Origin of the sequence: Variovorax guangxiensis (assembly GCF_003952165.1) — a bacterium.
Classification (GTDB): domain Bacteria; phylum Pseudomonadota; class Gammaproteobacteria; order Burkholderiales; family Burkholderiaceae_C; genus Variovorax; species Variovorax guangxiensis.
Genome location: NZ_RXFT01000018.1, coordinates 1 through 26,177, shown reverse-complemented (window position 1 = coordinate 26,177; position 26,177 = coordinate 1). Strand labels below are relative to the sequence as shown.

The 26,177-nt window shown below is 68.0% G+C and carries 21 protein-coding genes and 1 pseudogene; 15 read left to right on the top strand and 7 right to left on the bottom strand.

Annotation, left to right across the window (positions count from 1 at the left end):
- The first annotated feature begins 146 nt into the window (after positions 1–146).
- From EJP67_RS29150 to EJP67_RS29140, 3 genes are read left to right on the top strand one after another with little or no spacing between them, the layout of a single operon-like run.
- A complete protein-coding gene (locus EJP67_RS29150) occupies positions 147–1,463 on the top strand; it encodes a hypothetical protein (RefSeq protein ID WP_126025219.1) in 1,317 nt (438 codons plus the stop codon).
- A 20-nt stretch (positions 1,464–1,483) separates the two neighbouring features.
- On the top strand, positions 1,484–2,284 hold the full coding sequence (locus EJP67_RS29145) for a phosphatase domain-containing protein (protein WP_126025218.1): 801 nt from the start codon (positions 1,484–1,486) through the stop codon (positions 2,282–2,284).
- A 55-nt stretch (positions 2,285–2,339) separates the two neighbouring features.
- Positions 2,340–3,761, top strand: coding sequence for a DUF2314 domain-containing protein (locus EJP67_RS29140; RefSeq protein ID WP_165909733.1), 1,422 nt, complete (start codon positions 2,340–2,342; stop codon positions 3,759–3,761).
- Here the strand turns inward: EJP67_RS29140 and EJP67_RS33735 are convergent.
- Together EJP67_RS33735 and EJP67_RS33730 are read right to left on the bottom strand one after the other, a co-directional pair.
- On the bottom strand, positions 3,730–4,113 hold the full coding sequence (locus EJP67_RS33735) for a sensor histidine kinase (RefSeq protein ID WP_165909732.1): 384 nt from the start codon (positions 4,111–4,113) through the stop codon (positions 3,730–3,732). The genes EJP67_RS29140 and EJP67_RS33735 overlap by 32 nt on opposite strands.
- Before the next feature lie 26 nt (positions 4,114–4,139).
- Positions 4,140–4,469: pseudogene (locus tag EJP67_RS33730) on the bottom strand (response regulator); the annotation flags it as partial.
- Positions 4,470–4,646: 177 nt separating this feature from the next.
- Between EJP67_RS33730 and EJP67_RS29130 the strand changes: the two are divergent.
- The gene (locus tag EJP67_RS29130; RefSeq protein WP_126025215.1) at positions 4,647–5,813 is read left to right on the top strand and encodes a serine hydrolase domain-containing protein; all 1,167 of its coding nucleotides are present in this window, start codon (positions 4,647–4,649) and stop codon (positions 5,811–5,813) included.
- Positions 5,814–5,867: 54 nt separating this feature from the next.
- Entirely contained in the window at positions 5,868–6,797 is a 930-nt protein-coding gene (locus EJP67_RS29125) for an SMP-30/gluconolactonase/LRE family protein (protein ID WP_126025214.1), read from the top strand.
- Here the strand turns inward: EJP67_RS29125 and EJP67_RS29120 are convergent.
- The 3 genes from EJP67_RS29120 to EJP67_RS29110 form a co-directional block, all read right to left on the bottom strand.
- Positions 6,794–7,726: a dimethyl sulfoxide reductase anchor subunit family protein gene (locus EJP67_RS29120; RefSeq protein WP_126025213.1), complete on the bottom strand. Its 933-nt coding sequence runs from the start codon at positions 7,724–7,726 to the stop codon at positions 6,794–6,796. The two genes, EJP67_RS29125 and EJP67_RS29120, sit on opposite strands and share 4 nt — an antisense overlap.
- 5 nt (positions 7,727–7,731) lie before the next feature.
- Positions 7,732–8,457 carry a 4Fe-4S dicluster domain-containing protein gene (locus EJP67_RS29115; protein ID WP_126025212.1) on the bottom strand — a complete coding sequence of 242 codons (726 nt, stop codon included), beginning with the start codon at positions 8,455–8,457 and terminating at the stop codon, positions 7,732–7,734.
- A 110-nt stretch (positions 8,458–8,567) separates the two neighbouring features.
- On the bottom strand, positions 8,568–11,507 hold the full coding sequence (locus tag EJP67_RS29110) for a molybdopterin oxidoreductase family protein (RefSeq protein ID WP_126025211.1): 2,940 nt from the start codon (positions 11,505–11,507) through the stop codon (positions 8,568–8,570).
- An 83-nt stretch (positions 11,508–11,590) separates the two neighbouring features.
- Here EJP67_RS29110 and EJP67_RS29105 point away from each other — a divergent pair, with 83 nt between their 5' ends.
- Complete coding sequence (locus tag EJP67_RS29105) at positions 11,591–12,535, top strand: LysR family transcriptional regulator (RefSeq protein ID WP_126025210.1); 945 nt, start codon at positions 11,591–11,593, stop codon at positions 12,533–12,535.
- A 10-nt stretch (positions 12,536–12,545) separates the two neighbouring features.
- Here EJP67_RS29105 and EJP67_RS29100 read toward each other — a convergent pair whose 3' ends face one another.
- Together EJP67_RS29100 and xsc are read right to left on the bottom strand one after the other, a co-directional pair.
- A complete protein-coding gene (locus EJP67_RS29100; protein WP_126025209.1) occupies positions 12,546–13,751 on the bottom strand; it encodes an acetate/propionate family kinase in 1,206 nt (401 codons plus the stop codon).
- Between the two features lie 14 nt (positions 13,752–13,765).
- A complete protein-coding gene (gene xsc / locus EJP67_RS29095) occupies positions 13,766–15,589 on the bottom strand; it encodes a sulfoacetaldehyde acetyltransferase (protein WP_126025208.1) in 1,824 nt (607 codons plus the stop codon).
- 160 nt (positions 15,590–15,749) lie between these two features.
- Here xsc and EJP67_RS29090 point away from each other — a divergent pair, with 160 nt between their 5' ends.
- From EJP67_RS29090 to EJP67_RS29050, 9 genes are all read left to right on the top strand, one after another.
- Positions 15,750–16,589 (top strand): IclR family transcriptional regulator, encoded by an 840-nt coding sequence (locus EJP67_RS29090; RefSeq protein ID WP_126025207.1) that lies wholly within the window; start codon positions 15,750–15,752, stop codon positions 16,587–16,589.
- Positions 16,590–16,614: 25 nt separating this feature from the next.
- On the top strand, positions 16,615–17,598 hold the full coding sequence (locus EJP67_RS29085) for an AAA family ATPase (RefSeq protein WP_126025206.1): 984 nt from the start codon (positions 16,615–16,617) through the stop codon (positions 17,596–17,598).
- Positions 17,595–19,331, top strand: a complete 1,737-nt coding sequence (locus EJP67_RS29080; protein ID WP_126025205.1) for a cobaltochelatase CobT-related protein — start codon at positions 17,595–17,597, stop codon at positions 19,329–19,331. The genes EJP67_RS29085 and EJP67_RS29080 overlap by 4 nt, the downstream gene beginning before the upstream one ends.
- A 118-nt stretch (positions 19,332–19,449) precedes the next feature.
- Entirely contained in the window at positions 19,450–20,259 is an 810-nt protein-coding gene (locus tag EJP67_RS29075) for an IclR family transcriptional regulator (RefSeq protein WP_126025204.1), read from the top strand.
- Complete coding sequence (locus EJP67_RS29070; protein WP_126025203.1) at positions 20,256–21,254, top strand: tripartite tricarboxylate transporter substrate binding protein; 999 nt, start codon at positions 20,256–20,258, stop codon at positions 21,252–21,254. Before EJP67_RS29075 ends, EJP67_RS29070 begins: the two co-directional genes overlap by 4 nt.
- Positions 21,255–21,269: 15 nt before the next feature.
- Positions 21,270–22,709 carry an acylating sulfoacetaldehyde dehydrogenase gene (gene sauS, locus EJP67_RS29065; RefSeq protein ID WP_126025202.1) on the top strand — a complete coding sequence of 480 codons (1,440 nt, stop codon included), beginning with the start codon at positions 21,270–21,272 and terminating at the stop codon, positions 22,707–22,709.
- Between the two features lie 2 nt (positions 22,710–22,711).
- Positions 22,712–24,229, top strand: coding sequence for an AMP-binding protein (locus EJP67_RS29060; RefSeq protein WP_126025201.1), 1,518 nt, complete (start codon positions 22,712–22,714; stop codon positions 24,227–24,229).
- On the top strand, positions 24,226–25,032 hold the full coding sequence (locus tag EJP67_RS29055; RefSeq protein WP_126025200.1) for a sulfite exporter TauE/SafE family protein: 807 nt from the start codon (positions 24,226–24,228) through the stop codon (positions 25,030–25,032). The genes EJP67_RS29060 and EJP67_RS29055 overlap by 4 nt, the downstream gene beginning before the upstream one ends.
- A gap of 102 nt (positions 25,033–25,134) precedes the next feature.
- Positions 25,135–26,177, top strand: a 1,043-nt coding sequence (locus EJP67_RS29050; protein ID WP_240650819.1) for an ABC transporter transmembrane domain-containing protein, incomplete at its 3' end; no start/stop codon positions are given.

Sequence of the window (26,177 nt, the reverse complement as noted above, 5' to 3'; positions counted from 1 at the left end):
ACATCGTCAGAAGTCGGCCGTTTTCTCGAGAGTCTGTAATAGGCCGTAATGGAACGGCATGCAATCGAGCACCAAGATGCCCGGACCTCCATACTCACACAAGGAATATGTGATGGTCCCGTCTACTTCGGGCAATTGCAGCCACCATGCGAGATAAGTACTCGTTTGTTCCTGATCCCGTCGCACCGCCCAGCCACCACGGCCGGCGTGACGAAATCTCGGCGCTGTTCGGTATCAACAAGAACATGCGGAAGCGCCACTCGACCGAGGCGGCCAACGCGCTGGCGCAGAACCTTGCTGTAGCCGCAGACTTCAATGCGATTCATACCGCGCTACACACCTATGAGAAGGCGCATCTGAACGGTGGCGGCAACTGGCCGCGACTCAAAGGCGCGCTATTGCTCCGCTATCGCGGAGTACTCGATTTCGTGGACAACCTCCCTCATTCGTCAGATTGCTTCATGCGGGTCGGAGGTATCAGGGCCAAGGTTGGTACCGTCTTCTTCGGCGAGGGCCGCTTCCATCTCATCGGCCGCCCGCTGCTCGCACATAACGACGTCTACCATCGCCACGGTGACAACAATGTTCCCCCTCGTCACTACATTTCGCTCACCACCTCGGCCACGCACGTCAAGCGTTTCGTCACACGCGGCCTGAGCGCATTCGATGCCATGGCCATCACGCAGGGGCGACCGCTGCGCTCCGTGCTCGGCACCGTGAATGCCCAGCTCACCGAGGTCGGTGGAGCCTTCATGCACGGCGTGGGCGCGGGAATCGCGCTGACTGAAGCCCAGCAGATCCTGACTCATACACGCGGCTGGGGCGGCAACAAGCGCTACATTTCCACCGGCGTCTCCAACAGACCCGCGCTGTCCACGCGCGGAATACCTTTCGTCAGCATGTACGGTGTAGTGACGGTGGATCTCGCGCTCGTGCCGGCCGCGACCATCTTCGATGTGCACCGCCACGACGTGGCTTCGGCCTGGCTGGGCTTGCCGGCGACCGACGTTCTGAACAACGGCCATCACACCAATACCGGCGACATCGCCGAACAACAATATCTGGGCCTGCGCGACACCATCCGCACACGCGAACTCCTGATCAAAGGCAGCATCCCCATCGCGGCCTTGCATCGCACTTCGGCCGGCCGCGTCTTGCTAGGATTGGGGTCCACCACCAACCTGATGCACGATGGTCATGCCAGGCGCAAGGTCAACGGCTTCGGCGATGGCGGTACCGAGCATTTGATCAGCACGCTGGCGCCGGGAATACTCGGCACCATCGTCGGACAGGATCACATGAGCTTTCGCGACCCACACACCAATCTGCGCTGGCACTTCCTTGAGTTCAATGCCCCGGGTGCGGTCGTTGCTGCCCAATTGGTGCTGCAGCCCCTGCTCGCCGGCCGGAACATGGTTGCATTCGAAAAGTTCACCCCCATCCGGCCGCCGGGCATGGTGTAGCTTCTCGACAGGGCTTTCCATTGTCATACCGCACGCCCGCGCCTTCGCCTGACGCCTCTTTTGCCCCCCTGGTACTGGATTCCGACGTGCCGGAAGTACCGCGCCTGCGATCGTCCTGGCAACCGACAGGAGCCTTCACCACCTCCGGCAGCGCGCAGTTTTCGATGGCCGGCTGGCAACAACTGCACGCCACCGTCATCCAGAGGCAACCAGCGACCTTCGTGGTGGTGGATCTCCGCAAGGAATCACACGGATTCATCAACGGCGCCGCTATCAGTTGGTACGCGGCGGGCAGCAACTGGGGCTGTGCAGGTCTTTCCCCGGCCGATGCCGAGGAGCTGGAACGTTTGCGCTTGACCATCGTCTCGAACTCACCGGAAGTCACGGTGACAACCAAGACGCAGGTGCAGCTCGGCGCACCAGGTGGCGAGACGTGGCAGGTAGAGCAAGTCTGCAGCGAGAAGCGTCTCGTTGAGGACGACGACGTGCGGTATGTGCGTCTGCCCGTGGATGATCATTGCGCACCCGATGCTGCGGCGTTGAACGCCCTGGTCGAGCTGTTCGACTCCCTGCCTGCCGGCAGCCATCTTCACTTTCATTGTCGCGGTGGAAAAGGCCGGACAGCCACGGCCCTCGCCTTGCTTGATATTCATCAGCATGCCGGCTCCACGCCCTTTGCACAGATCATCGAACGCCAGGCGATATCGACTGGCTATGCATTGGATGGGCATGTGCACGACACGCAACAACCCAAGTTCCCTCACTTGCGGGCTCGGCTGGAAATATTGAAGCAGTTTCATGCGGATCGCGCGTCCAGGTGACGGAACTGGACGTAGAAAAGAATGGCGGCATCGCAGCCACAACGACAACACGAACATGAACCTGCCGTTTCGCCTCGCGCTCGCCGCGCTCATCCTTTCGATGGGCACCTCGGCCCTCGCAGCAACGCCGGCCACGCCGCCGGCCGCAACGCAGGCCGCCGCCAAGCCCGTCCCCGGCGTGCCGGTGCCCGCAGGCTCTCCGCAGCAGGCCGGCCCCGTCCGCTTCCAGTTCGCCATCTACTACGCCAAGACGCCGGCCACCGACCCGATGGCCGCGCTGCGCGGCGCGCTCGGCAAGACCGGCGGCAGCCCGAAGCTCCTGGCGTCGATGCCGACGCCCTCCTCCGTCAGCGCGCCCGTGGTCTTCGCGAACTGGAACACCACCACCGTGCTGAAGGAATACCGCGCGCCCGACATGGAATCGCTGCAGCGCTTCGGCCGCGGCATCTCGCGCGAGCAGGCGGAAGCGCTGCAGAAGGCGGACAAGGCGCTGATCCTCGATTTCGCGCACCCCTCGCAGCAGTCGTCCACCGCCATGCAGAAGGCGCTGCAGGTCACGCTACAGGTCGCGCGCGACACCGGCGGCCTGCTGTGGGACGAGGAGACGCGCGAAGTCTTCTCGCCCGACGAATGGCAGAAGCGGCGCATCGACAGCTGGGCCAACGGCCTGCCCGACGTGTCGCAGCACATGACCATCCACGCTTACCGCAGCGGCGAGATGGTGCGGGCCATCACGCTCGGCATGGGCAAGTTCGGACTGCCCGACGTGGTGGTGAGCGATTTCTCGTGGTCGAGCAACCGGCCCATGGGCAGCCTGCTCAATGCCTTCTCCCAGGCGATGGCCGAGGGCATCACGCTGGCGAAGCCCGGCCAGTTCGACATGGACCTGCGCGCGCTCAAGCATGCGGGCGCGCGCGACCCACTGCTCTCGGGGCTGAAGCCCAACGCCGCCTCGGTGGCAAGGCTCTCGCTCGTCAACGGCACCTGGGAAAGCGGCGATCCGCAGAACAGGCTCTACGAGATCCGCTTCGACCGCTACAAGGGACCCGACCGCTACGCGCAGCAGAATGCCCTGCTGAGCTCGGTGTTCGGCGCCGACGAAGACCCGGTCACCCGCCTGAAGCACAACGACGAACTGCTCGCCGCCAGCAAGGCCGCCACCGCTCAGTTGCCCAAGCTGCGCGACGCATTCATCAAGGGCCTGCAGCCCGGCGAATACATCCTCGTGAAGGCCCCGTTCACCACGGCCGCAGGCGGCAACGAATGGATGTGGGTGGAAGTCGCGCGCTGGAACGGCGATGCCATCGAGGGCTTGCTGAAGAACGAGCCTGTCGACGTCCAGGGCCTCCACGCCGGCCAGATGGTGAAGGTCTCGCAGGCCAAGGCCTTCGACTACATCCGCATCTATCCGGATGGCCGCCGGGAAGGCAACGAGACGTCGAAGATCATCGCGCGCATGCAGGGCGCGAAGAAGTAGCAGTAGCGGCAGCAACAGCAGCCGGCTGCCCGCCGGGAATGAAGACGGTGAACGCGCATCCCCGTCCGCCCGGCGCCTGCGCGAGCCCAATGGTGCCGCCCATGCGCTGGCAGGCTTGACGCGCTATCGACAGCCCCAGCCCCGTGCCCTGGGCGAGCGTGGCCGAGCCGCGATGGAAGCGTTCGAACACCAGCTCGTGCTCCTCGACCGGAATGCCGGGCCCGCTGTCGACCACGGAAAGAACCAGCCCCTGCGCCTCGCGCCGCAGCGTCACCACCACCTGCCCGCCGGCCTCCACGTACTTCACCGCGTTGTCGAGCAGGTTGCGCAGCACCGACTCGAACAGCGGCACGGGCAGTTCGAAGACCAGGCTGTCGGAGCCACCAACTCCGGCGTGGCGAAGGGCTTGACCACGTAGTCGTCGGCGCCGCCGTCCAGGCCCGCAAGCCGGTCTTCGAGGGCCGAACGCGCGGTGATGACCAAGATGGGCACCGTCACGCCCGAGCGGCGCCAGCGCGACAGCAGCTGCAGGCCCGAGCCGTCTGGCAGGCTCACGTCGAGCAGCACGCAGCCGCAGGCATCGCCGTCGAAGGAGCGCGGGGCGTCGGCGATGCGGCGCAGCCACTCGATGCTGAAGCCCTCGGCCTTCAGCGCCTGCGAGAGGGCCCGGCCCAGGTCCAGGTCGTCTTCGATGAGCAGGAGGTGCACCGCCCGGATTGTCCGGCGGGAACCTTAAGCATTGCCAAAGGTTCGGAGGCGAACAATGATGCGGTCTTCCCTCGCCTTCCTCGCCTTCCTCGCTTTCCTTCTTCCTGGTCTCCCCGGTCTTCCGGGCCGCCGTCCGCGCACACCGGCGGCAGCCCGAGCAAAACGGAGTCGTACAGAGTGAACACCGCCTTCGCAACCCTGCTCGTCGCCGCCGCGCTCCTGTCGGCCTGCGGCAACCAAGATGCCGGCCCGCAGCCGGCCGCCCCCGGCCTGCAACAGCGCGCCGACGCCGTCACGGGCCGCGTCACGGCGTTGGATGGCGACTTCGAAGGCGCGGGCCTGGCTGGCGCCAGGGTGCTCTTTCCGGTGGGCGCCGACGCGAAGGCGATGACGGCCGTGATCGCCGCGCGCCTGGTCGATCGCGGCGCCCTGCGCTGGAACACGCGCATCGTCGAGGCCCTGCCCGAGCTGCGCCGCCTGATGCTGCCGGCCTACCGCAACGTGACGCTCGAAGACCTTCTCGCGCACCGCGCCGGCCTGCCCGCCTTCACCACCGAAGAAGAGTTCGGCCGCTTCCTGTCCGTTCTCCCCGAGGCCGTGCCTGCCGGCGCGCTGCCCACCACCGACGCCGGGCGCCGCCTCTTCTTCGCGCGCTGGCTGGTGCGCCAGCCGCCCGCGGCCGACAGCACCGGCTTCCGCTATTCGAACGCAGGCTACGCACTCGCGACCACGATGATGGAACGCGCCACCGGCCTGAGCTACCGCGCGATGTTCGAGCAGGAACTGGCCCGCCCGCTCGCCATCGCCGGCACCTGGCGCGAAGCCGATGCACGCGGCCCCGCCAGCCCGCAGGCCTGGCTCGACGCGATCATGCCGGCCGGCCGCTTCGCCACCACGGCGTCGACCTACGCCGGCTGGCTGCGCTGGCACCTGCGCGCATTGCAGGGCGACCAAACGCCCCTGCCCTCCAGCTACGTGGAGCGCCTGCGCGGACTCGCACCCGGCGGCTACGCACTCGGATGGACAGGCGCGCTCGTGCAAGGCCGCCCGGTGCTGCGGCACGCACGCGGCGGCGCTGAAGCCTCGCTGGCCGAGACGCAGTCCGACGCGGTGGTCGACACCGACGGCGGCAGCGCGAGCTTCGCGCTTTCGCTCGCCGGCCAGCGCGAAGGCGGCGCGCGCGCCTCGGCGGTGCTCGACCGGCTGATGGCCGGCCTGAACGGCCTGAACGGCGATGAGCCCACCGCCAAGCCGCTCTTCGCGCAGCTGCGCTGCAGGCTCAGCCGCTGCAGCTTCGTGATGCGGCTGCGGCGCATCGCCTGGGTGCAGGCCCTGCTGCGCTGATCCGGACCGATCTGGCGCAAACTGGAGGCCCGCCCGATCACCGAGGAGCCCCCGATGCGCATCCGCGAACTCGCCACCGGCCTGCAGTTTCCCGAAGGCCCGATCGCCATGGACGACGGCTCCGTGCTGCTGGTGGAGATCGCGCGCGGCACGCTCACGCGCGTGCGCGCCGACGGACTGGTACAGGTGGTGGCCGACCTGGGCGGCGGCCCCAACGGCGCGGCCATCGGGCCCGATGGCGCGGTCTACGTCTGCAACAACGGCGGCTTCAGGTGGCACACCGAGGCGGACGGCTGCCTGAGGCCCGTCGGGCAGGCCGAGGACTACTCGGGCGGGCGCATCGAGCGCGTGAACCTCGCCACCGGCCGCGCCGAGCGCCTCTACGACACGGTGGATGGCGGCGCCCTGTGCGGGCCCAACGACATCGTGTTCGATGCTCATGGCGGCTTCTACTTCACCGACCTGGGCAAGGTGCGCGAGCGCGACATGGACCGCGGCGGCCTCTTCTACGGCCACGCCGACGGCAGCACCGCCAGCGTGATCGCGCGGCCGGTGATGACGCCCAACGGCATCGCCCTCTCGCCCGACGGCGGCACGCTCTACTACGCCGAAACCGAGGGCGCACGCGTCTGGGCCTTCGACATCACGGCACCCGGCCGGGTGCGCAAGGACGGCTGGCCCTCGCCGCACGGCGGCCGCATGCTCTGCGCCTCGCCGGGCGGGCACTACCAGCGCTTCGATTCGATGGCGGTGGATGCGCTCGGCAATCTCTGCGTGGCGACGCTGCTGCACGGCGGCATCAGCATCGTGGCGCCGGACGGCGGCGCGGTCGAGCACGTGCCGCTGCCCGACCGCTACACCACCAACATCTGCTTCGGAGGACGAGACCGGCGCACGGCCTACATCACGCTCTCGGGTAGCGGACGACTCATCGCCATCGACGACTGGCCCACGCCCGGCCTTGCGCTGAACTTCGAAGCCTAGGAAACCACCTGGTAGTACAGGTTCTGCGGATGCCGGGCCTGCGCGAAGAAGAGCCAGCGCTCCGCCAGCAGCCCCGGCGCCTGCACCAGCGCCGCGAGCAGCCACGGCAGCGCGCCCGTGCCCACGATGCCCCATGCCAGCAGCAGCGCGGGCAGCACGAAGGCCAGCAGCTGGAAGCCCATCTTCATGTTGCCCAGCGCCGCGAGCGAGGCACCATGGAAAAACTCGCGCGTGTTGAACGAGCCGGCCGACATGCCCATCGACTTCTGCACCAGCTTCTGCGTGCGGATGCCGGTGGCCGACTGCAGCGTCGACTTGTGGCGAATGCCCGCGTTGCGCCGCAGCGCCGTGCCGCGCGCCGCCCATGCCGCCAGCGTGGCGACGAGCGCATAGGGCCCGAACACCTGCACGAAGCGCGCCTCGCCGGCCAGCGCCGCCATCGCGCAGGCCAGCACCAGACCGGACGACAGCCCGATCAGCGTGAAGTTGAGAATGGTCAGCGGATGCGCCCATTCCTCGATGAAGCGCAGGCAGGCGTAGATCATCGCGGTGCAGTACCAGAGCAGCACCGCGCCGCACAGCGCGAGCACCGGCAACAGCCATGACCACGGCGCGCCGACACCCAGCCGCAGCGACAGCCACCACAGCGCCACCAGCGCGATGAAGGCCGGCAGCACGATCACCTCGCGCGACATCCACGAGGTGCGCCACATCAGCACCGCGCGCCACGCGCGCGTCTTGCGGCCCAGGTGCATGAACGAGGCGGCCAGTCCGGCCACCAGCAGCACCTCGGCCACGCCCAGCGCCAGGGCCAGGAAGCCCGGCGCGAGTTCGAGCCCGAAGAGCACGGCCAGCGCGAGCGCGAACACCAGCCCCTGCGCGGCGCCGGCCAGCGTGGTGAAGAAAAGAATCGAGAACGCCGGATGCATGCGGCCTACTCCTGTTCCGAAGGCGTGATCCGCCTCGGCAGATAGCGATTGGCCGGGTTGGTCTCCCACTCGGGCATGAGCTGGTAGCCGCCGCGCTCGCGGATCGCCTTCGACACGTCGGACTCAGGGTCCTTCACGTCGCCAAAGAGCCGCGCGCCGGTCGGGCAGGCCTTCACGCAGGCGGGCTTGCGGTCTTCCTTGGGCAGCTGCTCGTCGTGGATTCTGTCAACGCACAGCGTGCACTTGGTCATGACCTGGCGCTCCTCGTCGAGCTCGCGCGCGCCGTAGGGGCAGGCCCATGCGCAGTACTTGCAGCCGATGCACTTGTCGTAGTCGACGAGCACGATGCCGTCTTCCTTGCGCTTGTAGCTCGCGCCCGTGGGGCACACCGGTACGCACGGCGGGTCTTCGCAGTGCAGGCAGCTCTTCGGGAAGTGGATGGTCTCCGTCGCCGGAAAGGCGCCGGCCTCGTAGGTCTGCACGCGGTTGAAGAAGGTGCCGGTAGGGTCGGCCGCGTAGGGCCGCTCGTCGGCCAGCGGTCCGGCGCTGCCGGAGGTGTTCCATTGCTTGCACGAGGTCACGCAGGCATGGCAGCCCACGCAGACGTTGAGGTCGATGACGAGGGCGAGCTGCTTGGCGAGGGTTTCGCCGGGCTCGGCACGAGCTGTGCCGGTATTGCTCCCTCTCCCGCTTGCGGGAGAGGGTTGGGGTGAGGGTGCAACGGCTTTCATCACCCCACCGCGTCCAACTCCAGCGGTGCCGCCCTCACCCCAGCCCTCTCCCGCAAGCGGGAGAGGGGGCAAAACCGGGGCCGGTGCCATCAGGTCCTTCAGCCATTGCATCATTTCCTGTTCCTCCCCGCGAAGTAGGTCAGCACGCTCGCCGCCTTGCCCAGCACGCCGGGCACCGCCGGCATGCTCGCGACCTGCGGATAGCTCTCCTCGGGCTCCCCCGGCTCGGCCGGCCGTATGCGCACCCGCACGTCGTACCAGCCGGCCTGCCCGGTGATCGGGTCGGAGTTGCTGATGGTCCCGCTCGCGGTGCCTGCACAGGGCAGCTCCTCGCTGATGAGATGGTTCAGCAGGAAGCCCTTGCGCGCCTCGTCCGCGCCCGGCGCGAGCTGCCATGCGCCGTCGGCCTTGCCGATGGCGTTCCAGGTCCACACGGTGCCCGGCTCCACCGCCTCACTGTGGCGCAGCATGCAGCGCACCTTGCCCCAACGGCTCTCGACCCAGCACCAGCCGCCGTCGGCGATACCCGCGGCCTGCGCCGTCACCGGGTTCACGTGCAGGTAGTTGTGGCTGTGGATCTGCCGCAGCCATGCGTTCTGCGAGTCCCACGAGTGGTACATGGCCATAGGCCGCTGCGTGAGCGCGTTGAGCGGAAACGCATCGAGGTCGGTCGCGGCCTCTTCGAGCGGCGGATACCAGAAGGGCAGCGGATCGAAGTACTTGTCGATGCGCTCGCGCAGCGCCTCGGGCGGCTGCCGCCCCGCGCTCTTGCCCTGCGCCGCGAGCCTGAAGGTCTGCAGCGTGTCGGAGTAGAGCGCCAGTTGCACCGGGTCGTTGCGCTGGCGCCAGCCCTTGTCCTTCGCGAAGTCGAGGTACTCGCGGTTCCAGTTGCGCATGTAGTGCATGCCCTCGGGCATGTGGTACTGGAAAACGCAGTTGTTCTTCTCGTAGGCCTCCCACTGCTTCGGGTTGGGCGCGCCGCGCAGGTGCTCGGTGCCGTCCTTGCCGCGCCATCCCATCAGAAAGCCGATGCCCGGCTGCGGCTCGAAGTTGACGATGAAGTCGGGGTAGCCGCTGTACTTGCGCCCACCCTCGGGCGTGGTGAAGGCCGGAAACTTCAGCCTCGAGGCCAGCTCGATCAGCACCTCCTGGAAGGGCTTGCACTGCCCCGTGGGCGGCACCACCGGAATGCGCACCGAATCCACCGGCCCGTCGAACTCCGAGATGGGCCTGTCGAGCATGCCCATCACGTCGTGGCGCTCCAGGTAGGTGGTGTCGGGCAGCACGAGGTCGGCGAATGCCACGGTCTCGCTCTGGAAGGCGTCGCACACCACCAGGAAGGGGATCATGTGCTCGCCCTTCTCGTCCTTGCGGTTGAGCATCTCGCGCACCGCCATGGTGTTCATGCTGGAGTTCCAGGCCATGTTGGCCATGAAGATCAGCAGCGTGTCGATGCGGTACGGGTCGCCCTTCACCGCGTTGGTGATCACGTTGTGCATCAGCCCGTGCGCCGACAGCGGGTGCTCCCACGAGAACGCGTGGTCGATGCGGATCGGCGAGCCGTCGGGGTTGATCGCCAGCTCGTCGGGACTGGCCGGAAAGCCCAGCGGCGCGGCATTGAGCGGCGTGTTCGGCTGGATCATTCCGGGGTCGTTGAAGGCCCTGTAGTTCGGCACGATGTGGCGCGGGTAAGGCGCCTTGTGCCTGAAGCCGCCCGGCGCATCGATGGTGCCGAGCACGCTCATCAGCACCGCAAGCGCGCGCACCGTCTGGAAGCCGTTGGAATGCGCAGCCAGCCCGCGCATCGCATGGAAGGCCACGGGCCGGGCCTGTGTGGTCTCGTGCCGCTTGCCCCATGCGTCGGTCCATGGAATGGGCAGCTCGAAGGCCTGCTTGAGCGCGGTCTCGCCCATCTCGCGCGCCAGCTTGCGGATGCGTGCCGCGTCGATGCCGGTGATGGCCTGCGCCCACTCGGGCGTGCAGCTTGCGACGCGCTCGCGCAGCAGCTGGAACGAAGGCGCGACGCGCGTGCCGTCGGCCAGCGTGTAGTGGCCTTCGAGCGCGGGGTCGCAGCCGTCGGCGATGCCTTCGGGGTACGCGGGCTTCACGCTGCCGCTGGCCTTGTCCCACACCAGCTTGTTGTGCGGGTTGCGGCCGTCGCCCGGTGGGCCTCGCTCGGGATCGAAGGCGAACAGACCTTCGCGCTCGCAGTCGTCGAGCACCACCAGCTGCGGCGCGTTGGTGAAGCGCTTGAGGAACGCATGGTCCACCAGCTCGTTGCCGATCAGCTCGTGCAGCAGCGCCATGAAGAGCGCGCCGTCGGTGCCGGGCTTGATCGGAATCCACTCGTCGGCGATGGCCGAATAGCCGGTGCGCACCGGATTGATGGAGATGAAGCGCCCGCCCGCCCGCTTGAACTTGCTGATGGCGATCTTCATCGGGTTGCTGTGATGGTCCTCTGCCGTGCCGATCATCACGAAGAGCTTTGCGCGTTCCAGGTCGGGCCCGCCGAACTCCCAGAAGCTGCCGCCGATGGTGTAGATCATTCCCGCGGCCATGTTGACCGAGCAGAAGCCGCCGTGCGCCGCGTAGTTGGGTGTGCCGAACTGCCGCGCGAAGAGGCCCGTGAGCGCCTGCATCTGGTCGCGCCCGGTGAAGAGCGCGAACTTCTTCGGATCGGTGGCGCGGATCTTCGCGAGCCGCTCGGTCAGCATATCGAAGGCGCGCTCCCAGCTGATCGGCTCGAACTCGCCCGCTCCGCGCTCGCTGCCGGCCTTGCGCAGCAGCGGCTGCGTGATGCGCGCGGGAGACACCTGCTTCATGATCCCCGAAGAGCCCTTGGCACAGATCACGCCCTGGTTCAGGGGGTGGTTCGGGTTGCCGTCGATGTAGCGCACCTCGGGGCCCTTCTCGCCCTCCCGCAGGTGCACGCGAATGCCGCAGCGGCAGGCGCACATGTAGCAGGTGGTGGTCTTGACCGTGGTGTCGGCCGTGGGCGTGGGCGCCACCAGCGGGTCGTGCACGGGCTCGCGAGACAGGAAGCTGAACACTTGGCGGTCCTTTGTTTTCAGGCGGGGTCCGCTCGATGGTATGCAGCCTCGATCAAACGAAAAAGCAGAGAATATCGCTCACCATGACCGGAAAAACTGATCAGCCGCAGGGTGCTGCATCGAGCTCCCGCCTGCGCCTGAACCTGCGCCAGCTCGAGGTTTTCGTCGCCACAGCGCGCGAAGGCAGCACCCGCGCCGCGGCGGACCGCATCGCCCGTTCGCAGTCGGCGGCCAGCAGCGCGCTGGCCGACCTGGAGTCTTCGGTGGGTGTGCAGCTCTTCGACCGGCTGGGGCGCCGGCTGGTGCTCAACGAGAACGGCCGCGCACTGCTGCCCAAAGCGCAGGCGCTGCTCGACCAGGCCGCGGAGGTCGAGGCGCTCTTCAGCGGCGAGCATGCGGCGCCGCTGCGCGTGGCGGCCAGCTTCACCATCGGCGAGTACCTGCTGCCGGAGCGGGTGTCGACCTGGACGGCGCTGCATCCGCAGAGCCAGGTGCACCTGCACATCGCGAACACGCACGACGTGATCGAGGCGGTGGCGGGCTTCGACGTGGACGTGGGCTTCATCGAAGGCCCGCAGACGCACCCCGACCTCGTGGTGCGGCCCTGGCGCGAAGACGAACTGGTGATCGTCGCCGCGCCCGGCCACGAGCTGGCGGGCCGCGTCGCCACGCACAGGCAGCTCTCGCAGGCGACCTGGGTGCTGCGCGAGCACGGCTCGGGCACGCGGCAGGTGACGGACGCATGGCTGATCCAGAACCTGGAGCAGGTGCACGTGGGCTTCGAGCTGGGCAGCACCGAGGCCATCAAGCGCGTCGTGGCGTCGGGCACCGGGCTGGCCTGCCTCTCGCGCTACACGGTGGCGCAGGCGCTGGAAGACGGGCACCTGGTGGAACTGCGCACGCGGCTGCCGGCCGGCGTGCGGCGGCTGGCGACGGTGATGCACCGCGACAAGCTGCTGGGCCGCGCGACGGCCGACTTCCTGCGCCACTGCGGCGCCATCGTGCCGCGCGCCTCCTCGTCGCGCTAGAAAGAAGGTGTCAGGCAGCGGCGCGCAGCACGCGCGCCGTGTGCCGCGCGATCACCGCTTCTTCGTCGGTGCGCAGCACCCAGGCACTGACCGGGCTTTCCGCCGTGGTGAGCCGCGCTGCGCCCTTGCCACGATTTGCTGCGGCATCGACATTCACGCCCAACCATTCGCAGTCTTCGAGGATGCGCTCGCGCAGCGCGGCGCCGTTCTCGCCGATTCCGCCAGTGAACACGATAGCATCGACCCCGCGCAGCGCCGCCGCGAGGCTGCCCATGTGCTGGACCACCTGTTCGGCGAAGTGGCCGATGGCCTCGGCGGCGGCAGGCTCCGCCGAGGCCTCCAGCACGCGCATGTCGCTGGACACGCCCGAGATGCCGAGCAGCCCCGACTGGCGGAACAGCAGCGCTTCGACCTCGTCGGCCGACATGCCGCGCGAGCGCATCAGGTAGAGCACGACGGCCGCGTCGATGTGGCCGCAGCGCGTGCCCATCGTGAGGCCATCGAGTGGAGAGAAGGTCATCGTCGTCGCGACCGAGCGGCCCTGCGCGATGGCGCACATCGAGGCGCCGTTGCCGAGGTGCGCGACGATCACGCGCCGCTGCGCCAGTTCGGGGGCGATGCCCGCGAACTGCGCGACGATGGATTCATAGGAAAGGCCGTGGAAGCCGTAGCGGCGCACACCCGCGTCGTGCAACTCGCGCGGCAGCGCGAAGCGCCGGTTGACCTCGGGCTGTGCCGCGTGGAAGGCTGTGTCGAAGCAGGCCACCTGCGGCACGCCATCGAAGGCGGCCATCGCCGCGCGCACGCCCGCGAGGTTGTGAGGCTGGTGCAGCGGCGCCAGCGGTTCCAGCCTGTCCAGCGCTTCGAGCACGCCGGCATCGATGCGAACCGGCGCAACGAAATCCGCGCCGCCATGCACGATGCGATGGCCCACGGCTGCGATGCGCCCTCCTGCCGATTGCTTCGCATGCCAGTCGAGCAGCGCCGCAAGCGCGCCCTGGTGCGAAGCCTGCGCGCCTTCGAGCGGCGTGTCGTGCAGCGTCTGCCCTTGCGCATCGCGAATGCGCAGCCGCGCCTTCAGGCCCGCGCCCAACCCATCCGCCTGCCCCGACCAGCGCGCCGCCGGCAGCGCGGTATCGCCATCGCCGGCCGCGTCGAACAGCGCGACCTTGATGGACGACGAACCCGCGTTGAGCGTCAGCAGCGAACCGGTCATGGAGTGGCTGGAGTTCAGACGTAGTCCTTGTACTTGTCGAGGAATCGGACCGGCTTGGACAGCGCGTCGCGGCGGAACGGGTCGCCCAGCTCGCGGGTGCACATGATCTCGATCACGCAGGTCTTGCGCTCGTTCATCTGCATGTCGATGGCTTTCTTCAGCGCCGGGCCCACGTCTTCGAGCCTGTCGACCACGATGCCCTCGGCGCCCATGGCCTTGGCGATGCCCGCGAAGCTCTCGCTCTCGAGCTCGCCGGCCACGAAGCGGCGGTTGTAGAAGTCGACCTGGTTCTTCTTCTCCGCGCCCCACTGGCGGTTGTGGAAGACCACCGCCGTTACCGGGATGTCGTGGCGCACGGCCGTCATGATCTCGACCAGGCTCATGCCCCAGGCGCCGTCGCCAGCATAGGCCACGGCCGGGCGGTCGGGCGCCGCGCACTTGGCGCCGATCATGGTGGGCAGCGAGTAGCCGCAGTTGCCGAAGCTCATCGGCGCGAAGAAGCTGCGCGGCTCCTCGAAGCGCAGGTAGCTGTTGGCGATGGCGTTGATGTTGCCGATGTCGGTGGAGACCATCACGCGCGGCGGCATGGCCTTCTCGAGTTCGCGCAGCACCTGGCGCGGGTGCAGGTAGCTGCCGCCGGTGGGCGTCTTCTCGCCTTTCGCTTCCTCGATGGCGTCGAGGCTGAACTGGTCGCGCTCGTGGGTCCATTCGTCGAGCTCTTTCTCCCACGCGGCCTTCTCGGCCTTGATCTTCTCGGCGCGCTCGGCCTTGGTGGCATCGCAGGCCAGTGTCTTGCCCTGCAGGCGCTTGAGCAGTTCCTTGGCCGTGGCCTTGGCGTCGCCGTGGATGCCCACGGTGATCTTCTTCACCAGGCCCAGGTTGGTGTGGTCGGCCTCGACCTGGATGATCTTCGCCTCCTTCGGCCAGTAGTCCATGCCATGCTGCGGCAGCGTGCCGAAGGGACCCATGCGCGAGCCGAGCGCGAGCACCACGTCGGCCTGCGCGATCAGCTTCATCGCGGCCTTGGAGCCCTGGTAGCCCAGCGGGCCGGCCCACAGCGGATGGCTCGCGGGGAAGGAGTCGTTGCGCAGGTAGCCGTTGGCCACCGGCGCACCCAGGCGCTCGGCGAGTGCCTTGCACTCCTCCACCGCGTCGCCCATGACCACGCCGCCGCCCGAGAGGATCACCGGGAATTTTGCGGAGGCCAGCAACTCGACCGCCGCATTCAGGCTGTTCTCGCCGCCCGCGCCGCGCTCCACGCGCATCGGCTTCGGGATCTCGCACTGGATCTCGCCGTAGAAGTAATCGCGCGGAATGTTCAGCTGCGTCGGGCCCATCTCGGAGATGGCGCGGTCAAAGCAGCGCGCGGTGTACTCGGCCATGCGCTTGGGGTTGTTGACGTGGCCCTGGTACTTGGTGAACTCCTGGAACATCGGCAGCTGGTTGGCTTCCTGGAAGCCGCCCAGGCCCATGCCCATGGTGCCGGTTTCGGGCGTGATCATCACGACCGGGCTGTGCGCCCAGTAGGCGGCCGCGACGGCTGTCACGCAGTTGCTGATGCCGGGGCCGTTCTGGCCGATGACGAGGCCGTGGCGGCCCGACACGCGCGCATAGCCGTCGGCCATGTGGGCGCCGCCCTGCTCGTGCACCACCGGAATGAGGCGGATGCCCGCGGGCGCGAAGATGTCCATCGCGTCCATGAAGGCCGAGCCCATGATGCCGAAGATGTCGGTCACGCCATTGGCGACCATGGTCTCGACGAAAGCCTCGGAGGGCGTCATCTTCTGCACGCCCTTGACGGCTTCGCGTGCGGGGGCTGCGGCTTGCTTCTGGCTCATGGGAGGCGTCTCCTGGAAGGATGAAGGGGCGGGTTTCGCTCTAAAAGTCGGAACGGCTTGTTCCGGAATTCATTCCGGCGGAATATAGGACGGCATCGGCATCGCGTCAAACAATTTACAAAAATCGGAACGCGTTGTCTCTTTTTTTTGTAAAACACCTATGATCCGCGCCATGAAGATCGTCAAAGGGCTTTCCGTGGACGCCGCCGAACCGGCCGGCTCGGGTGGTGACTCGCCCACCATGCGCCTGTTCGCGCTGCTCGAAGTCATGGCCGCGAAAGACCAGCGCTATTCGCTGCAGGGCCTGGTGGAAGAAACCGGCCTGCCCAAACCGACCTTGCACCGCATGCTGCAGCAGCTCGAAGGCGCGGGGCTGCTGCAGCGCGAAGGCGACGGCCGGCACTACGGCATCGGCACGCGGCTGCGGCGGCTGGCCGAGAACCTGCTACTCAACGACAGCCTGCACGGCGCGCGCCACACGGTGCTGCGCCAACTGGTGGAAGAGATCGGCGAGAGCTGCAACCTCACCGCCCTCTCGGGCAGCGAGGTCGTCTACCTCGACCGCGTGGAGACCGCCGCGCCGCTGCGCTTCTACCTGCACTCGGGTTCGCGCGTGCCTGTGCACTGCTCGGCCAGCGGCAAGATCTTTCTCTCGCAGATGAGCGCGGCGCAGCGCCGCCGGCTGCTGTCTCATGCGCCGCTCGAAACCTACACGCCCCGCACGCTGACCGATCCCGAGGCGCTGGAAAAGGAAGTACAGCGCGTACGCAAGGACGGCTACGCCATCGACCACGAGGAGTTCCTGCCCGGCCTGCTGTGCATCGCCACGCTGGTGCCCTCGGGCGACGACGCCCCCTCCAACCTCTGCATCGCGGTGCAGGCGCCGGTGATGCGGCTCGACGCGGCCAAGGCGAAGACGCTGCTGCCCGCGCTGCAGCGTGCCGCGCAGGCACTGAGCCGAATCGACGCCGACGCGGCCTCCGACCGCGCGCAAGCCTGAAGAACCCCCTTTCGCTGGAACCGACATGACCGACACCGCCGACCTTCGACCCGACCGGATGCTCAGCGTGCGCGAGGTGTTCGGCATCGACTCCGAGCTGCGCGTGCCCGCCTTCAGCGAGCGCGATGACCATGTGCCCGAGGTCGACGCGGTCTACCGCTTCAACCCCGACGTGACGCTCGCCATCCTTGCGGGCTTCATGCGCGACCGGCGCGTGATGGTGCAGGGCCTGCACGGCACCGGCAAGTCGACCCACATCGAGCAAGTGGCGGCGCGCCTGAACTGGCCCTGCGTGCGGCTCAACCTCGACGGCCACATCAGCCGGCTCGACCTGGTGGGAAAAGACGCGGTGGTGCTGCGCGAAGGCCAGCAGGTCACCGAGTTCCAGCAAGGCATCGTGCCCTGGGCTCTGCAGCGGCCGGTGGCACTGATCTTCGACGAGTACGACGCGGGCCGGCCCGACGTGATGTTCGTCATCCAGCGCATCCTGGAGCGCGACGGCAAGTTCACGCTGATGGACCAGAACCGGGTGCTGCGCCCGCACCCCTACTTCCGCCTCTTCGCCACCGCCAACACCGTGGGCCTGGGCAACCTCAATGGCCTCTACCACGGCGCGCAGCGGCTCAACCACGCGCAGATCGACCGCTGGAACATCGTGGCCTCGCTCGACTACCTGCCGGCCGCGGAAGAAATCGCCATCGTGCAGGCGCGCGTGCCTTCGCTGGCCGACGAGGCGGGCACGAAGCTGGTCGCATCGATGGTGGCCGTGGCCGACCTCACGCGAAAGGGCTTCGCGGCCGGCGACCTCTCGACGCTGATGTCGCCGCGCACCGTCATCACCTGGGCCGAGAACATCGAGATATTCAAGGACCCGGCGCTGGCCTTCCGCCTTTCCTTCGTCAACAAGTGCGACGACGCCGAACGCCCGCTGGTGGCCGAGTACTTCCAGCGCTGCTTCGACCGCGAACTGAAGGAATCGCACCAGCTCTCGGCGGGCCCGCGCGAATGACCGCCGGCCCCGCGAGCGCGATGCAGCGCCGCGTGCGGCAGGAAGAACTCGTCGCCGAGCTCTGCGCGGGTGTGGTGCGCGCATTCAGCGGCGAGCGCGACCTGCACTTTCGCGGACGGCGCCTGCACCGCGGCCGCATGGCGCTGCCCTGGTTCGCGCCGCACCTGCATCCCTCGCCCGACACCGACGATTTCGCGTCCTTCCGTGGCGTGGCCGACGGGCTCGCGCTGCGGCTCACCGCATCGGACGCGACGCTGCACCAGAGCCTGCGCCCCGAGGAGCCGGTGGAGCGCATGCTGTTCGAGATGCTGGAGCAGTTCCGCGCCGAGGCGATGGCGCCAGAGGTCATGGTGGGCATGCGGCACAACCTGCGGCACCGGCACGAGCAGTGGTCGCTCGCCTTTCATCATTCCGGGCTGACCGACACCGCGCGCGGCCTGCTGCTGTATACCGTCGCGCAGATCTGCCGTGCGCGCGTCAACGGCGAACAGGTCGTCGAGGAAACCGAGGACATGCTCGAAGCCACGCGCTTCGCGCTCGCACCGCTGATCGGCCACGCGCTGGCCGGCCTGCGCAAGGACCGTGCCGACCAGGCGGCCTATGCGGTGCACGCCCGCGCCATCGCGCGCATCGTTGCCGCGATGCTGCACGAGGCCGGCGACGGAGACAGCGAAGCCGCACGCGATGCCCACGTGGACGACAAGCGCAGCGTTTTCTCGCTGGTGGCCGACATGGACCAGGAGATCGTCGAGCGCTTCACCACCGCCGAATCGGGCCGCAGCGAGGTGCTCGAAGGCGCTGGCGGTGCCTACCGCATCTTCACCGACGCCTACGACCGCGAACACGATGCCGCCACGCTCGCACGCAAGGAAGTGCTCGCAGGCCATCGCGAGAAGCTCGACCGCCGCATCGCCGCGCAGGGCGTGAACATCGCCCGCCTCGCGCGCGAGCTGCGCGCACTGCTCGCCGAGCCCGAACGCGACGGTTGGGACGGTGCGCAGGTGGAAGGCCTCGTCGATGGCCGCCGCCTCGCGCAGCTCGTGGCCTCGCCCACCGAGCGCCGCCTGTTCCGCACCGAGCGCATGGAGCCGCTGGCCGATTGCATCGTCACCTTCCTCATCGACTGCTCGGGTTCGATGAAGGAGCACGCCGAACCGGTGGCGATGATGGTCGACGTGTTCGCGCGCGCACTCGAACAGGCTGGCGTGGCCTGCGAGGTGCTGGGCTTCACCACCGGCGCGTGGAACGGTGGACGCCCGCAGCGCGAGTGGGTGCGCGCGGGCAGGCCGCCGCATCCGGGGCGGCTCAACGAGCGCTGCCACATCGTCTTCAAGGCCGCGGCCACGCCATGGCGCCGCGCGCGCCCCGCGATGGCGGCGCTGCTCAAGGCGGACCTGTTCCGCGAAGGCATCGACGGCGAGGCGCTCGACTGGGCCTGCATGCGGCTGCGCCAGCGCGGCGAGGCGCGCAAGCTGCTGATGGTGATCTCCGATGGCTCGCCGATGGACAGCGCCACGCACCTCGCCAACGACGCGCACTACCTCGACCACCACCTGCGCGACGTGGTCGCGCGCCAGGAACAGCGCGGCGACATCGAGATCGCCGGCATCGGCGTGGGCCTCGACCTGAGCCCCTGCTACAGCCGCAGCCATGTGCTCGATCTGGCGAACCCGAGCGGCAACACCATCTTCCGCGAGGTGATCGGGCTCATGGCGGGACGCCATCGCCGCTGAGGCATTTAGAACTACATCCAAGTCCCTGATTGACAAGGGGCACCAGGCGTTCTTACATTGCGTTTCACATCCGAGAACGCTGTTCCAATATTTGGAACAACAAGGAAAGCCAAGCCTCATGGACTCCACGCTTGCCAAGGGCCTCGCCGCCATCGAATGGATGGTGCGCCAGCAGCGCGACTGCCGCGTCACCGAACTGGCGCAGGCATTCGGCATGGCGCGCAGCAACGCGCACCGCACGCTGCAGACGCTGGTCGAATGCGGCTGGGCCGTGCAGGACCCGGGCACGAGCACCTACCGGCCCAGCCTCAGGCTCTTCGAACTCGGGGCGATGGTTTCCGAGGCATCCGACATCGGCTCGCTGCTGCGCCCTCATCTCGCGCAGCTCGCGCAGGCCACGGGCGAGACCATCCACCTCGCGGTGCTCGACGGCGCGGAGATCGTCTACCTCGACAAGTTCGACAGCCCCCTGCCGGTGGCCGCCTACTCGCGCATCGGCGGCCGCGCGGCGGCGTACTGCGTGGCTTCGGGCAAGGCGCTGCTCGCCGCGGCAGGCCTGAGCGTGCCGGCGCTGCAGGAGTGCCTGGGCACGCTGGAGCCGCACACGAAGAACAGCATCACCGACTTCGGCACCCTTTTCAACGAACTGGAACGCTCCCGCGCCCGCGGTTATGCAGAAAACCGCGAGGAATGGCGCATCGGCGTTTGCGGCCTCGGCGTGCCCGTGCTCAATGCACGCGGCGAGGCCGTGGCGGCCGTCGGCATGAGCGTGCCCTCGATCCGCTTCGCGCGCACGCAGGCGCGCGGGCTGGCCGATCACCTGATGGCCTGCGCGCGCGATGCCAGCGTCACGCTGGGCTATCGCGTGGGCGCCGCACCGGCCGGGCCGTCGCCGATGTCCATCACAAAGAGAAGGAGACCCGAATGAAGTTGTTCTTCGCCCCCTGGCATCGCGCCGGGATGCTGGCTCTCGCCGCGCTCGCTGCCGTCGCCTCGCCGCTTGCCGCGCAGGCGGACAACGGCAGCGACTACCCCAACAAGCCGATCCGCCTCGTCGTGCCCTACCCGCCCGGCGGCGGCACCGACGTGATCGCGCGCATCGTGCAGGAGCGCTTCTCGGCGTTGCTGGGCCAGCAGGTGCTCATCGACAACCGCGGCGGCGCGGCGGGCTCCATCGGTACCGAGCTGGTGGCGAAGTCGCCGCCGGACGGCTACACGGTGCTGTTCACGCTCTCGTCACACACCATCAACCCGGCCATCTACGCGAAGCTGAGCTTCGACACGGCGAAGGATTTCGCACCCGTGGGCATGGTCGCCTCGCTGCCGCAGATCCTGGTGGCCAACACGCAGTTTCCGGCGAACACGGTGGCGGAACTGGTCGCGCTGGCCAAGGCCAAGCCCGACAGCATCTCCTTCGCATCGGTGGGCAACGGCTCGCCAGGCCACCTGGCCGGCGAGCTCCTGAAGCTGCGCACCGGTACCCAGATGACGCACGTGCCGTACCGCGGCGGCGGCCCGGCCGTGACCGACGTGATGGGCGGGCAGGTGCCGCTGCTGTGGGTGTCGATTCCGGCGGCCGCGCAGTTCGTGAAGGCCGGCAAGCTCAAGGCGCTCGCGGTATCGACCACCAGGCGCAGCGCGGCCTTTCCCGACGTGCCGACAATGCAGGAGGCCGGCATCGCCGACTTCGACGTCGACTCCTGGTACGCCGTGTTCGTGCCCGCGAAGACGCCCAAGCCCGCCATCGACAGGCTCAACCGCGTGATCAATACCGTCGTCAAGGAGCCGGAGATCCGCGACAAGCTGCTCGCACAGGGCAGCGAAGGCGTGGGCGGAACGCCCGAGCAGCTCGGCAAGGTGGTCACCGCCGAACTGGTGCGCTGGCAGAAGCTCGCGAAAGAAGCCAACATCAAGGTGGATTGAGCTCCACAGGTACTCATGGAACATCCGAACACCCCCTCTTCCCCCATCGCCGAATTGGTGGCGCGCGCCCGCGCCGCGCAGCGCATCTACGAGACCTGGTCGCAGGCGCAGGTCGACACCGCCGTGGTCGCGGCGGGCTGGGCCATCATCGAGCCGGCACGCAACCGCGAGCTAGCCGAGCTGGCCGTGGCCGACACCGGCGTGGGCAACGTCGAGGACAAGGTGCGCAAGAACCACCGCAAGACCTTCGGCCTGCTGCGCGACCTGCACGGCGCGAGATCGGTGGGCGTGATCGCCGAAGACCCGGCGCGCGGCATCGTCGAGATCGCGCGGCCCGTGGGCGTGGTGTGCGCCATCACGCCCTCGACCAACCCGGGCGCGACGCCGGCCAACAAGATCATCAATGCGCTGAAGGGGCGCAACGCGGTCATCGTCGCGCCCTCACCCAAGGGCTGGTCGACGGCGGCGCGGCTCATCGAGTTCATCCACCAGCAGTTCGACCGCATCGGCGCGCCGCGCGACCTGGTGCAGCTGCTGCCGGCGCCGGTCAACAAGCAGTCGACCGCCGAGCTGATGCGGCTGTGCGACCTGGTGGTGGCCACCGGCTCGCAGGCCAACGTGCGCGCAGCCTATGCGAGCGGCACGCCGGCCTTCGGCGTGGGCGCGGGCAACGTGGCGGGCATCGTCGACGAGACGGCGGATGTGCAGGCCGCGGCCGACCGCATCGTGCGCTCGAAGACCTTCGACAACGCGACCAGCTGCTCGTCGGAGAACAGCCTCGTCGTCGTCGACGCGGTGCGCGCGAAGATGCTCTCGGCGCTGAAGGACCGCGGCGCCGTCATGCTCGCCGACGCGCAGAAGGCCACGCTGCAGAAGCTGATGTGGCCCGAGGGCAAGCTCTCGGCCGCCGTCATCGGACAGTCGGCGCGCGTCATCGCCGAGCGCGCGGGCGAAGTCGATGGCGCCAACCGCGCCGCCTGGCAGGCGATTGCCGAGGCCGATCCGCGCATCCTCATGGTGGCCGAGGACGGCGTGGGCCACGACCATCCGTTCTCCGGCGAAAAGCTGAGCCCGGTGCTCGCGGTGTACGCCGCGCGCGACTTCGACGAGGCCGCCGCCACCGTGGCGCGCATCTATTCGTACGAAGGCGCTGGCCACTCCGTCGGCCTTCACAGCGCGATGCCCGAGCGCGCACTCTCGCTAGGCCTCACGTTGCCGGTCTCGCGCGTCATCGTCGACCAGGCGCACTGCATCGCCACCGGCGGCAGCTTCGACAACGGGCTGCCCTTCTCGCTGTCGATGGGCTGTGGCACCTGGGGCAGGAACAACTTCTCCGACAACGTGAACTACCGGCACTACCTGAACATCACGCGCGTGTCGCGGCCGATTCCCGAGGTGGTGCCGAGCGAGGAAGACATCTTCGGCGCCTTCTTCGCCAGCCACGGCGCGAAGTGAACATGACGGCGGCCGCGACCACGGTGCATGCGCTGATCGAGCGCCAGGCACGAGAGCAGCCGCACGCGGTCTACGCGCGCGCCACCGAATCGGAGCAGCACATCGCCTACGGCGAACTCGCGCGCGAATGCCGCCGCGTCTCGGCCGTGCTGCGCGGGCTCGGCATGCAGCCGGGAGACACGGTCTCGGTCGTCATGCCCAACGGCCTGCAGACGCTGCGGCTGCTGCTGGGCGCGATGCACGGCGGCTTTCGCGTGAACCCGGTCAACCTGCTGTCTCAGCCCGAGCAGATGCACTACGTGCTCTCGCATTCCGACTGCCGCCTGGTCTGCGTCGCGCCCGAGTGGGAATCGCGAGTGCGCGGCATCGTCGAAGCCTTCGACCGGCCGGTGGAGCTGATCGTGGTCGACCCCGAGGGCGACGCGCTGCCCGGCGAGGAAGAAGCCGCCGCGGACGTGCCGCCGCCCTCGCCCGACGCGGTTGCGCTGCTGATGTACACCTCGGGCACAACCGGCAACCCCAAGGGCGTGATGCTCACGCAGCGCAACCTCGCCGCCAATGCGCACGCCATCAGCGAGGAGCACGGGCTGCGACCGTCCGACCGCGTGCTGGCGGTACTGCCGCTATATCACATCAACGCCTTCACCGTGACCATGCTCGCGCCGCTGGCGCACGGCGGCAGCCTCGCGATGCCGCCGAAGTTCTCGGCCGGCCGCTTCTGGGAACAGGCCACGCAGACGCAGTGCAGCTGGATCAACGTGGTGCCCACCATGATCTCGTACCTGCTCGAAGGCCCGAAGCCGCCGCTCGCGCAGACGCTGTCGATCCGCTTCTGCCGCTCGGCCTCGGCCGCGCTGCCGCCGGAGCACCTGCGCGCCTTCGAGCAGATGTTCGGCATCGGCATCGTCGAGACCATGGGCCTCACCGAGACGGCAGCGCCCTCTTTCTCGAACCCCATGGACCCGGCCGCGCGCAAGCTCGGCTCGGTCGGCCGCGCCTCGGGCTGCATGGCCGGCGTGGTGGATGCACAGCTCGCAGCCGTGCCCGACGGCACCACCGGGGAACTCGTCATTCGCGGGCCGAACGTGATGCTCGGCTACTACAAGAACGAAGAAGCCACGCGCGCAAGCTTCACGCCCGACGGCTGGCTGCGTACCGGCGACCTCGGCCACCGCGACGAGGACGGCTTCTTCTTCGTTACCGGCCGCATCAAGGAACTCATCATCAAGGGCGGCGAGAACATCGCGCCGCGCGAGATCGACGAGGCTCTGCTGAAGCACCCCGCCGTGCTCGAGGCAGCCTCGGTGGGCGTGCCCGACCGCCACTACGGCCAGGAGATCGGCGTGTGCATCGTGCTGCGCGAAGGCTGCGCCTGCACAGAAGAACAACTGCGCGAGTTCGCCACCACCGCGCTCGGCCGCTACAAATCGCCCGGCCACTACCGCTTCGTACAGGACCTGCCGCGAGGCCCCTCCGGAAAGGTGCAGCGACTGAAGCTGATGCCGCTCTTCGAGGCATGACGGCTGCCGAACTGCTGGTGCCGCCGCTGGCGCCAGCAACGCTGGCCTACAGCCTCTGCGTGGTGTTCGCGGCCGGCATCGTGCGCGGCTTCGCGGGCTTCGGCTTCTCGGCCATCACCGTGGCGGGCATGTCACTGGTGATCTCACCTGCGCTCGTGGTGCCCGCGATCTTCATGCTGGAGATCCTCGCCAGCCTGAGCCAGCTGCGCGGCATCGCGCGCGACGTCGACATGCCATGGCTGGGCTGGCTGATGCTGGGCAACCTGATCTGCATTCCGCTTGGCGTGGCGCTGCTCGCGTGGTTGCCCGAGACGCCGCTGCGCCTGCTGATCGGCATTCTTCTGATGGCCGCCGCCCTGTTGCTGCGCAGCGGCGCGCATGTCGCGCTGGAGCCCACGCGCGGTCTGCGACTGGCCGCCGGGCTGGCCTCGGGCTTCATCAACGGCGTGGCGGCCATCGGTGGCATCGCGGTCGCGGTGCTGCTGAGCACGGCGAAGATGGCGCCCGCCGCGCTGCGCGCCACGCTGATCGCGCTGCTGCTCTTCAGCGACGTGGTGTCGCTCATCAGCGCTGCGCTGATGCCTTCGTCAGCACACGCGTCCGGCAACCTGCTGGGGCCGGACACGCTCAAGTGGGCGCTGTGGCTGGCGCCTGCGATGCTGGCGGGCATCTGGTGGGGGCAGCGCTCGTTCAAGGGTGTGTCGCCGGAGCAGTTCAGGCGGCAGGTGCTGAACCTGCTGATTGGGTTGGCGGCGGTGAGTGTGGGGAGAGCAGCGGCTCATTTTGCAGCAGCAGTACTTTAGATTTCATTTTGTCGTTGCCCCTAATTCGAACTTAGGTATTGCAATTGTCAGTCAGGTCCTACTCAGGTATCTTGATGTTTCAAAACATCGAGGGAGTCCCAAATGGGAGAGGTGGATGTAGACGTGCAGCCGCACGCCGACAAGCGCGCGCGACCGCAGGATGCCGCTAACGCAAACGTTGCGTCGAACCCATCCCTTTTGGCGCTATGCACCCTCGCACGCTTCCACCAGATAGCAGCCGACGCGTCGCTGCTGTCACACCAGTTGGGCCTCGTCGCTTCCGAGGCCATCGACGCCGCCACGCTGCTGCGCGCAGCCAGGCACCTGGGCCTGAAGGCCAAGTCTTCTCGCACCACACTCGATCGCCTGTCCCTGACGCCTTTGCCCGCATTGGCCGTCTTGCGCGATGAATCCGGCCAGGAGCGTTTCGTCATCCTGGCCCAGTGCGATGCCCAACGCGTCCTGCTGCAGGACCCCTCTTCCTCGAACGGCCGCCCCGTCATCGAACCCCTGGAAGTCTTCGCCGCCCACTGGACAGGCGAACTCATCCTCATCACCAGCCGCGCCAGCCTCGCCGGTGAACTCGCCAAGTTCGACTTCTCCTGGTTCATCCCCAGCCTCGTCAAGCACAGGAAGCTGCTCGGTGAAGTCCTCTTCATCTCCGTCATCCTGCAACTGTTCGCGCTGGTCAGTCCGCTGTTCTTCCAGGTCGTCATGGACAAGGTGCTCGTGCACCGCGGCCTCACCACGCTGGATGTGCTCGTCATCGGCCTGGTGGTGGTGGTCATCTTCGAGTCGCTGCTGAACGGCCTGCGCAGCTACGTCTTCAGCCACACCACCAACCGCATCGACGTCGAGCTCGGTGCACGGCTGTTTCGCCACCTCGTGCAACTGCCCCTGGCCTACTTCCAGGCCCGACGCGTCGGCGACTCGGTCGCCCGTGTGCGCGAACTCGAGAACATCCGCAGCTTCCTGACCGGCAACGCCCTGACGGTGCTGTTGGACGTCGTCTTCTCCATCGTCTTCATTGCCGTCATGCTGTTCTACAGCGTGCCGCTGACGCTCATCGTGCTCGCGAGCATGCCGCTGTACGTCGGGTTGAGCCTTGCGGTCGTGCCCATCCTGCGCCGGCGCCTGGACGAGAA

Bases quoted from the DNA above. Each gene is read 5' to 3' on its own strand.
- EJP67_RS29150 (WP_126025219.1), top strand. From the start codon at position 147: ATGCGAGATAAGTACTCGTTTGTTCCTGATCCCGTCGCACCGCCCAGC.
- EJP67_RS29140 (WP_165909733.1), top strand. From the start codon at position 2,340: ATGAACCTGCCGTTTCGCCTCGCGCTCGCCGCGCTCATCCTTTCGATG.
- EJP67_RS29125 (WP_126025214.1), top strand. From the start codon at position 5,868: ATGCGCATCCGCGAACTCGCCACCGGCCTGCAGTTTCCCGAAGGCCCG.
- EJP67_RS29120 (WP_126025213.1), bottom strand. From the start codon at position 7,726: ATGCATCCGGCGTTCTCGATTCTTTTCTTCACCACGCTGGCCGGCGCC.
- EJP67_RS29115 (WP_126025212.1), bottom strand. From the start codon at position 8,457: ATGAAAGCCGTTGCACCCTCACCCCAACCCTCTCCCGCAAGCGGGAGA.
- EJP67_RS29105 (WP_126025210.1), top strand. From the start codon at position 11,591: ATGACCGGAAAAACTGATCAGCCGCAGGGTGCTGCATCGAGCTCCCGC.
- EJP67_RS29100 (WP_126025209.1), bottom strand. From the start codon at position 13,751: ATGACCGGTTCGCTGCTGACGCTCAACGCGGGTTCGTCGTCCATCAAG.
- xsc (WP_126025208.1), bottom strand. From the start codon at position 15,589: ATGAGCCAGAAGCAAGCCGCAGCCCCCGCACGCGAAGCCGTCAAGGGC.
- EJP67_RS29090 (WP_126025207.1), top strand. From the start codon at position 15,750: ATGATCCGCGCCATGAAGATCGTCAAAGGGCTTTCCGTGGACGCCGCC.
- EJP67_RS29085 (WP_126025206.1), top strand. From the start codon at position 16,615: ATGACCGACACCGCCGACCTTCGACCCGACCGGATGCTCAGCGTGCGC.
- EJP67_RS29080 (WP_126025205.1), top strand. From the start codon at position 17,595: ATGACCGCCGGCCCCGCGAGCGCGATGCAGCGCCGCGTGCGGCAGGAA.
- EJP67_RS29075 (WP_126025204.1), top strand. From the start codon at position 19,450: ATGGACTCCACGCTTGCCAAGGGCCTCGCCGCCATCGAATGGATGGTG.
- EJP67_RS29070 (WP_126025203.1), top strand. From the start codon at position 20,256: ATGAAGTTGTTCTTCGCCCCCTGGCATCGCGCCGGGATGCTGGCTCTC.
- sauS (WP_126025202.1), top strand. From the start codon at position 21,270: ATGGAACATCCGAACACCCCCTCTTCCCCCATCGCCGAATTGGTGGCG.
- EJP67_RS29060 (WP_126025201.1), top strand. From the start codon at position 22,712: ATGACGGCGGCCGCGACCACGGTGCATGCGCTGATCGAGCGCCAGGCA.
- EJP67_RS29055 (WP_126025200.1), top strand. From the start codon at position 24,226: ATGACGGCTGCCGAACTGCTGGTGCCGCCGCTGGCGCCAGCAACGCTG.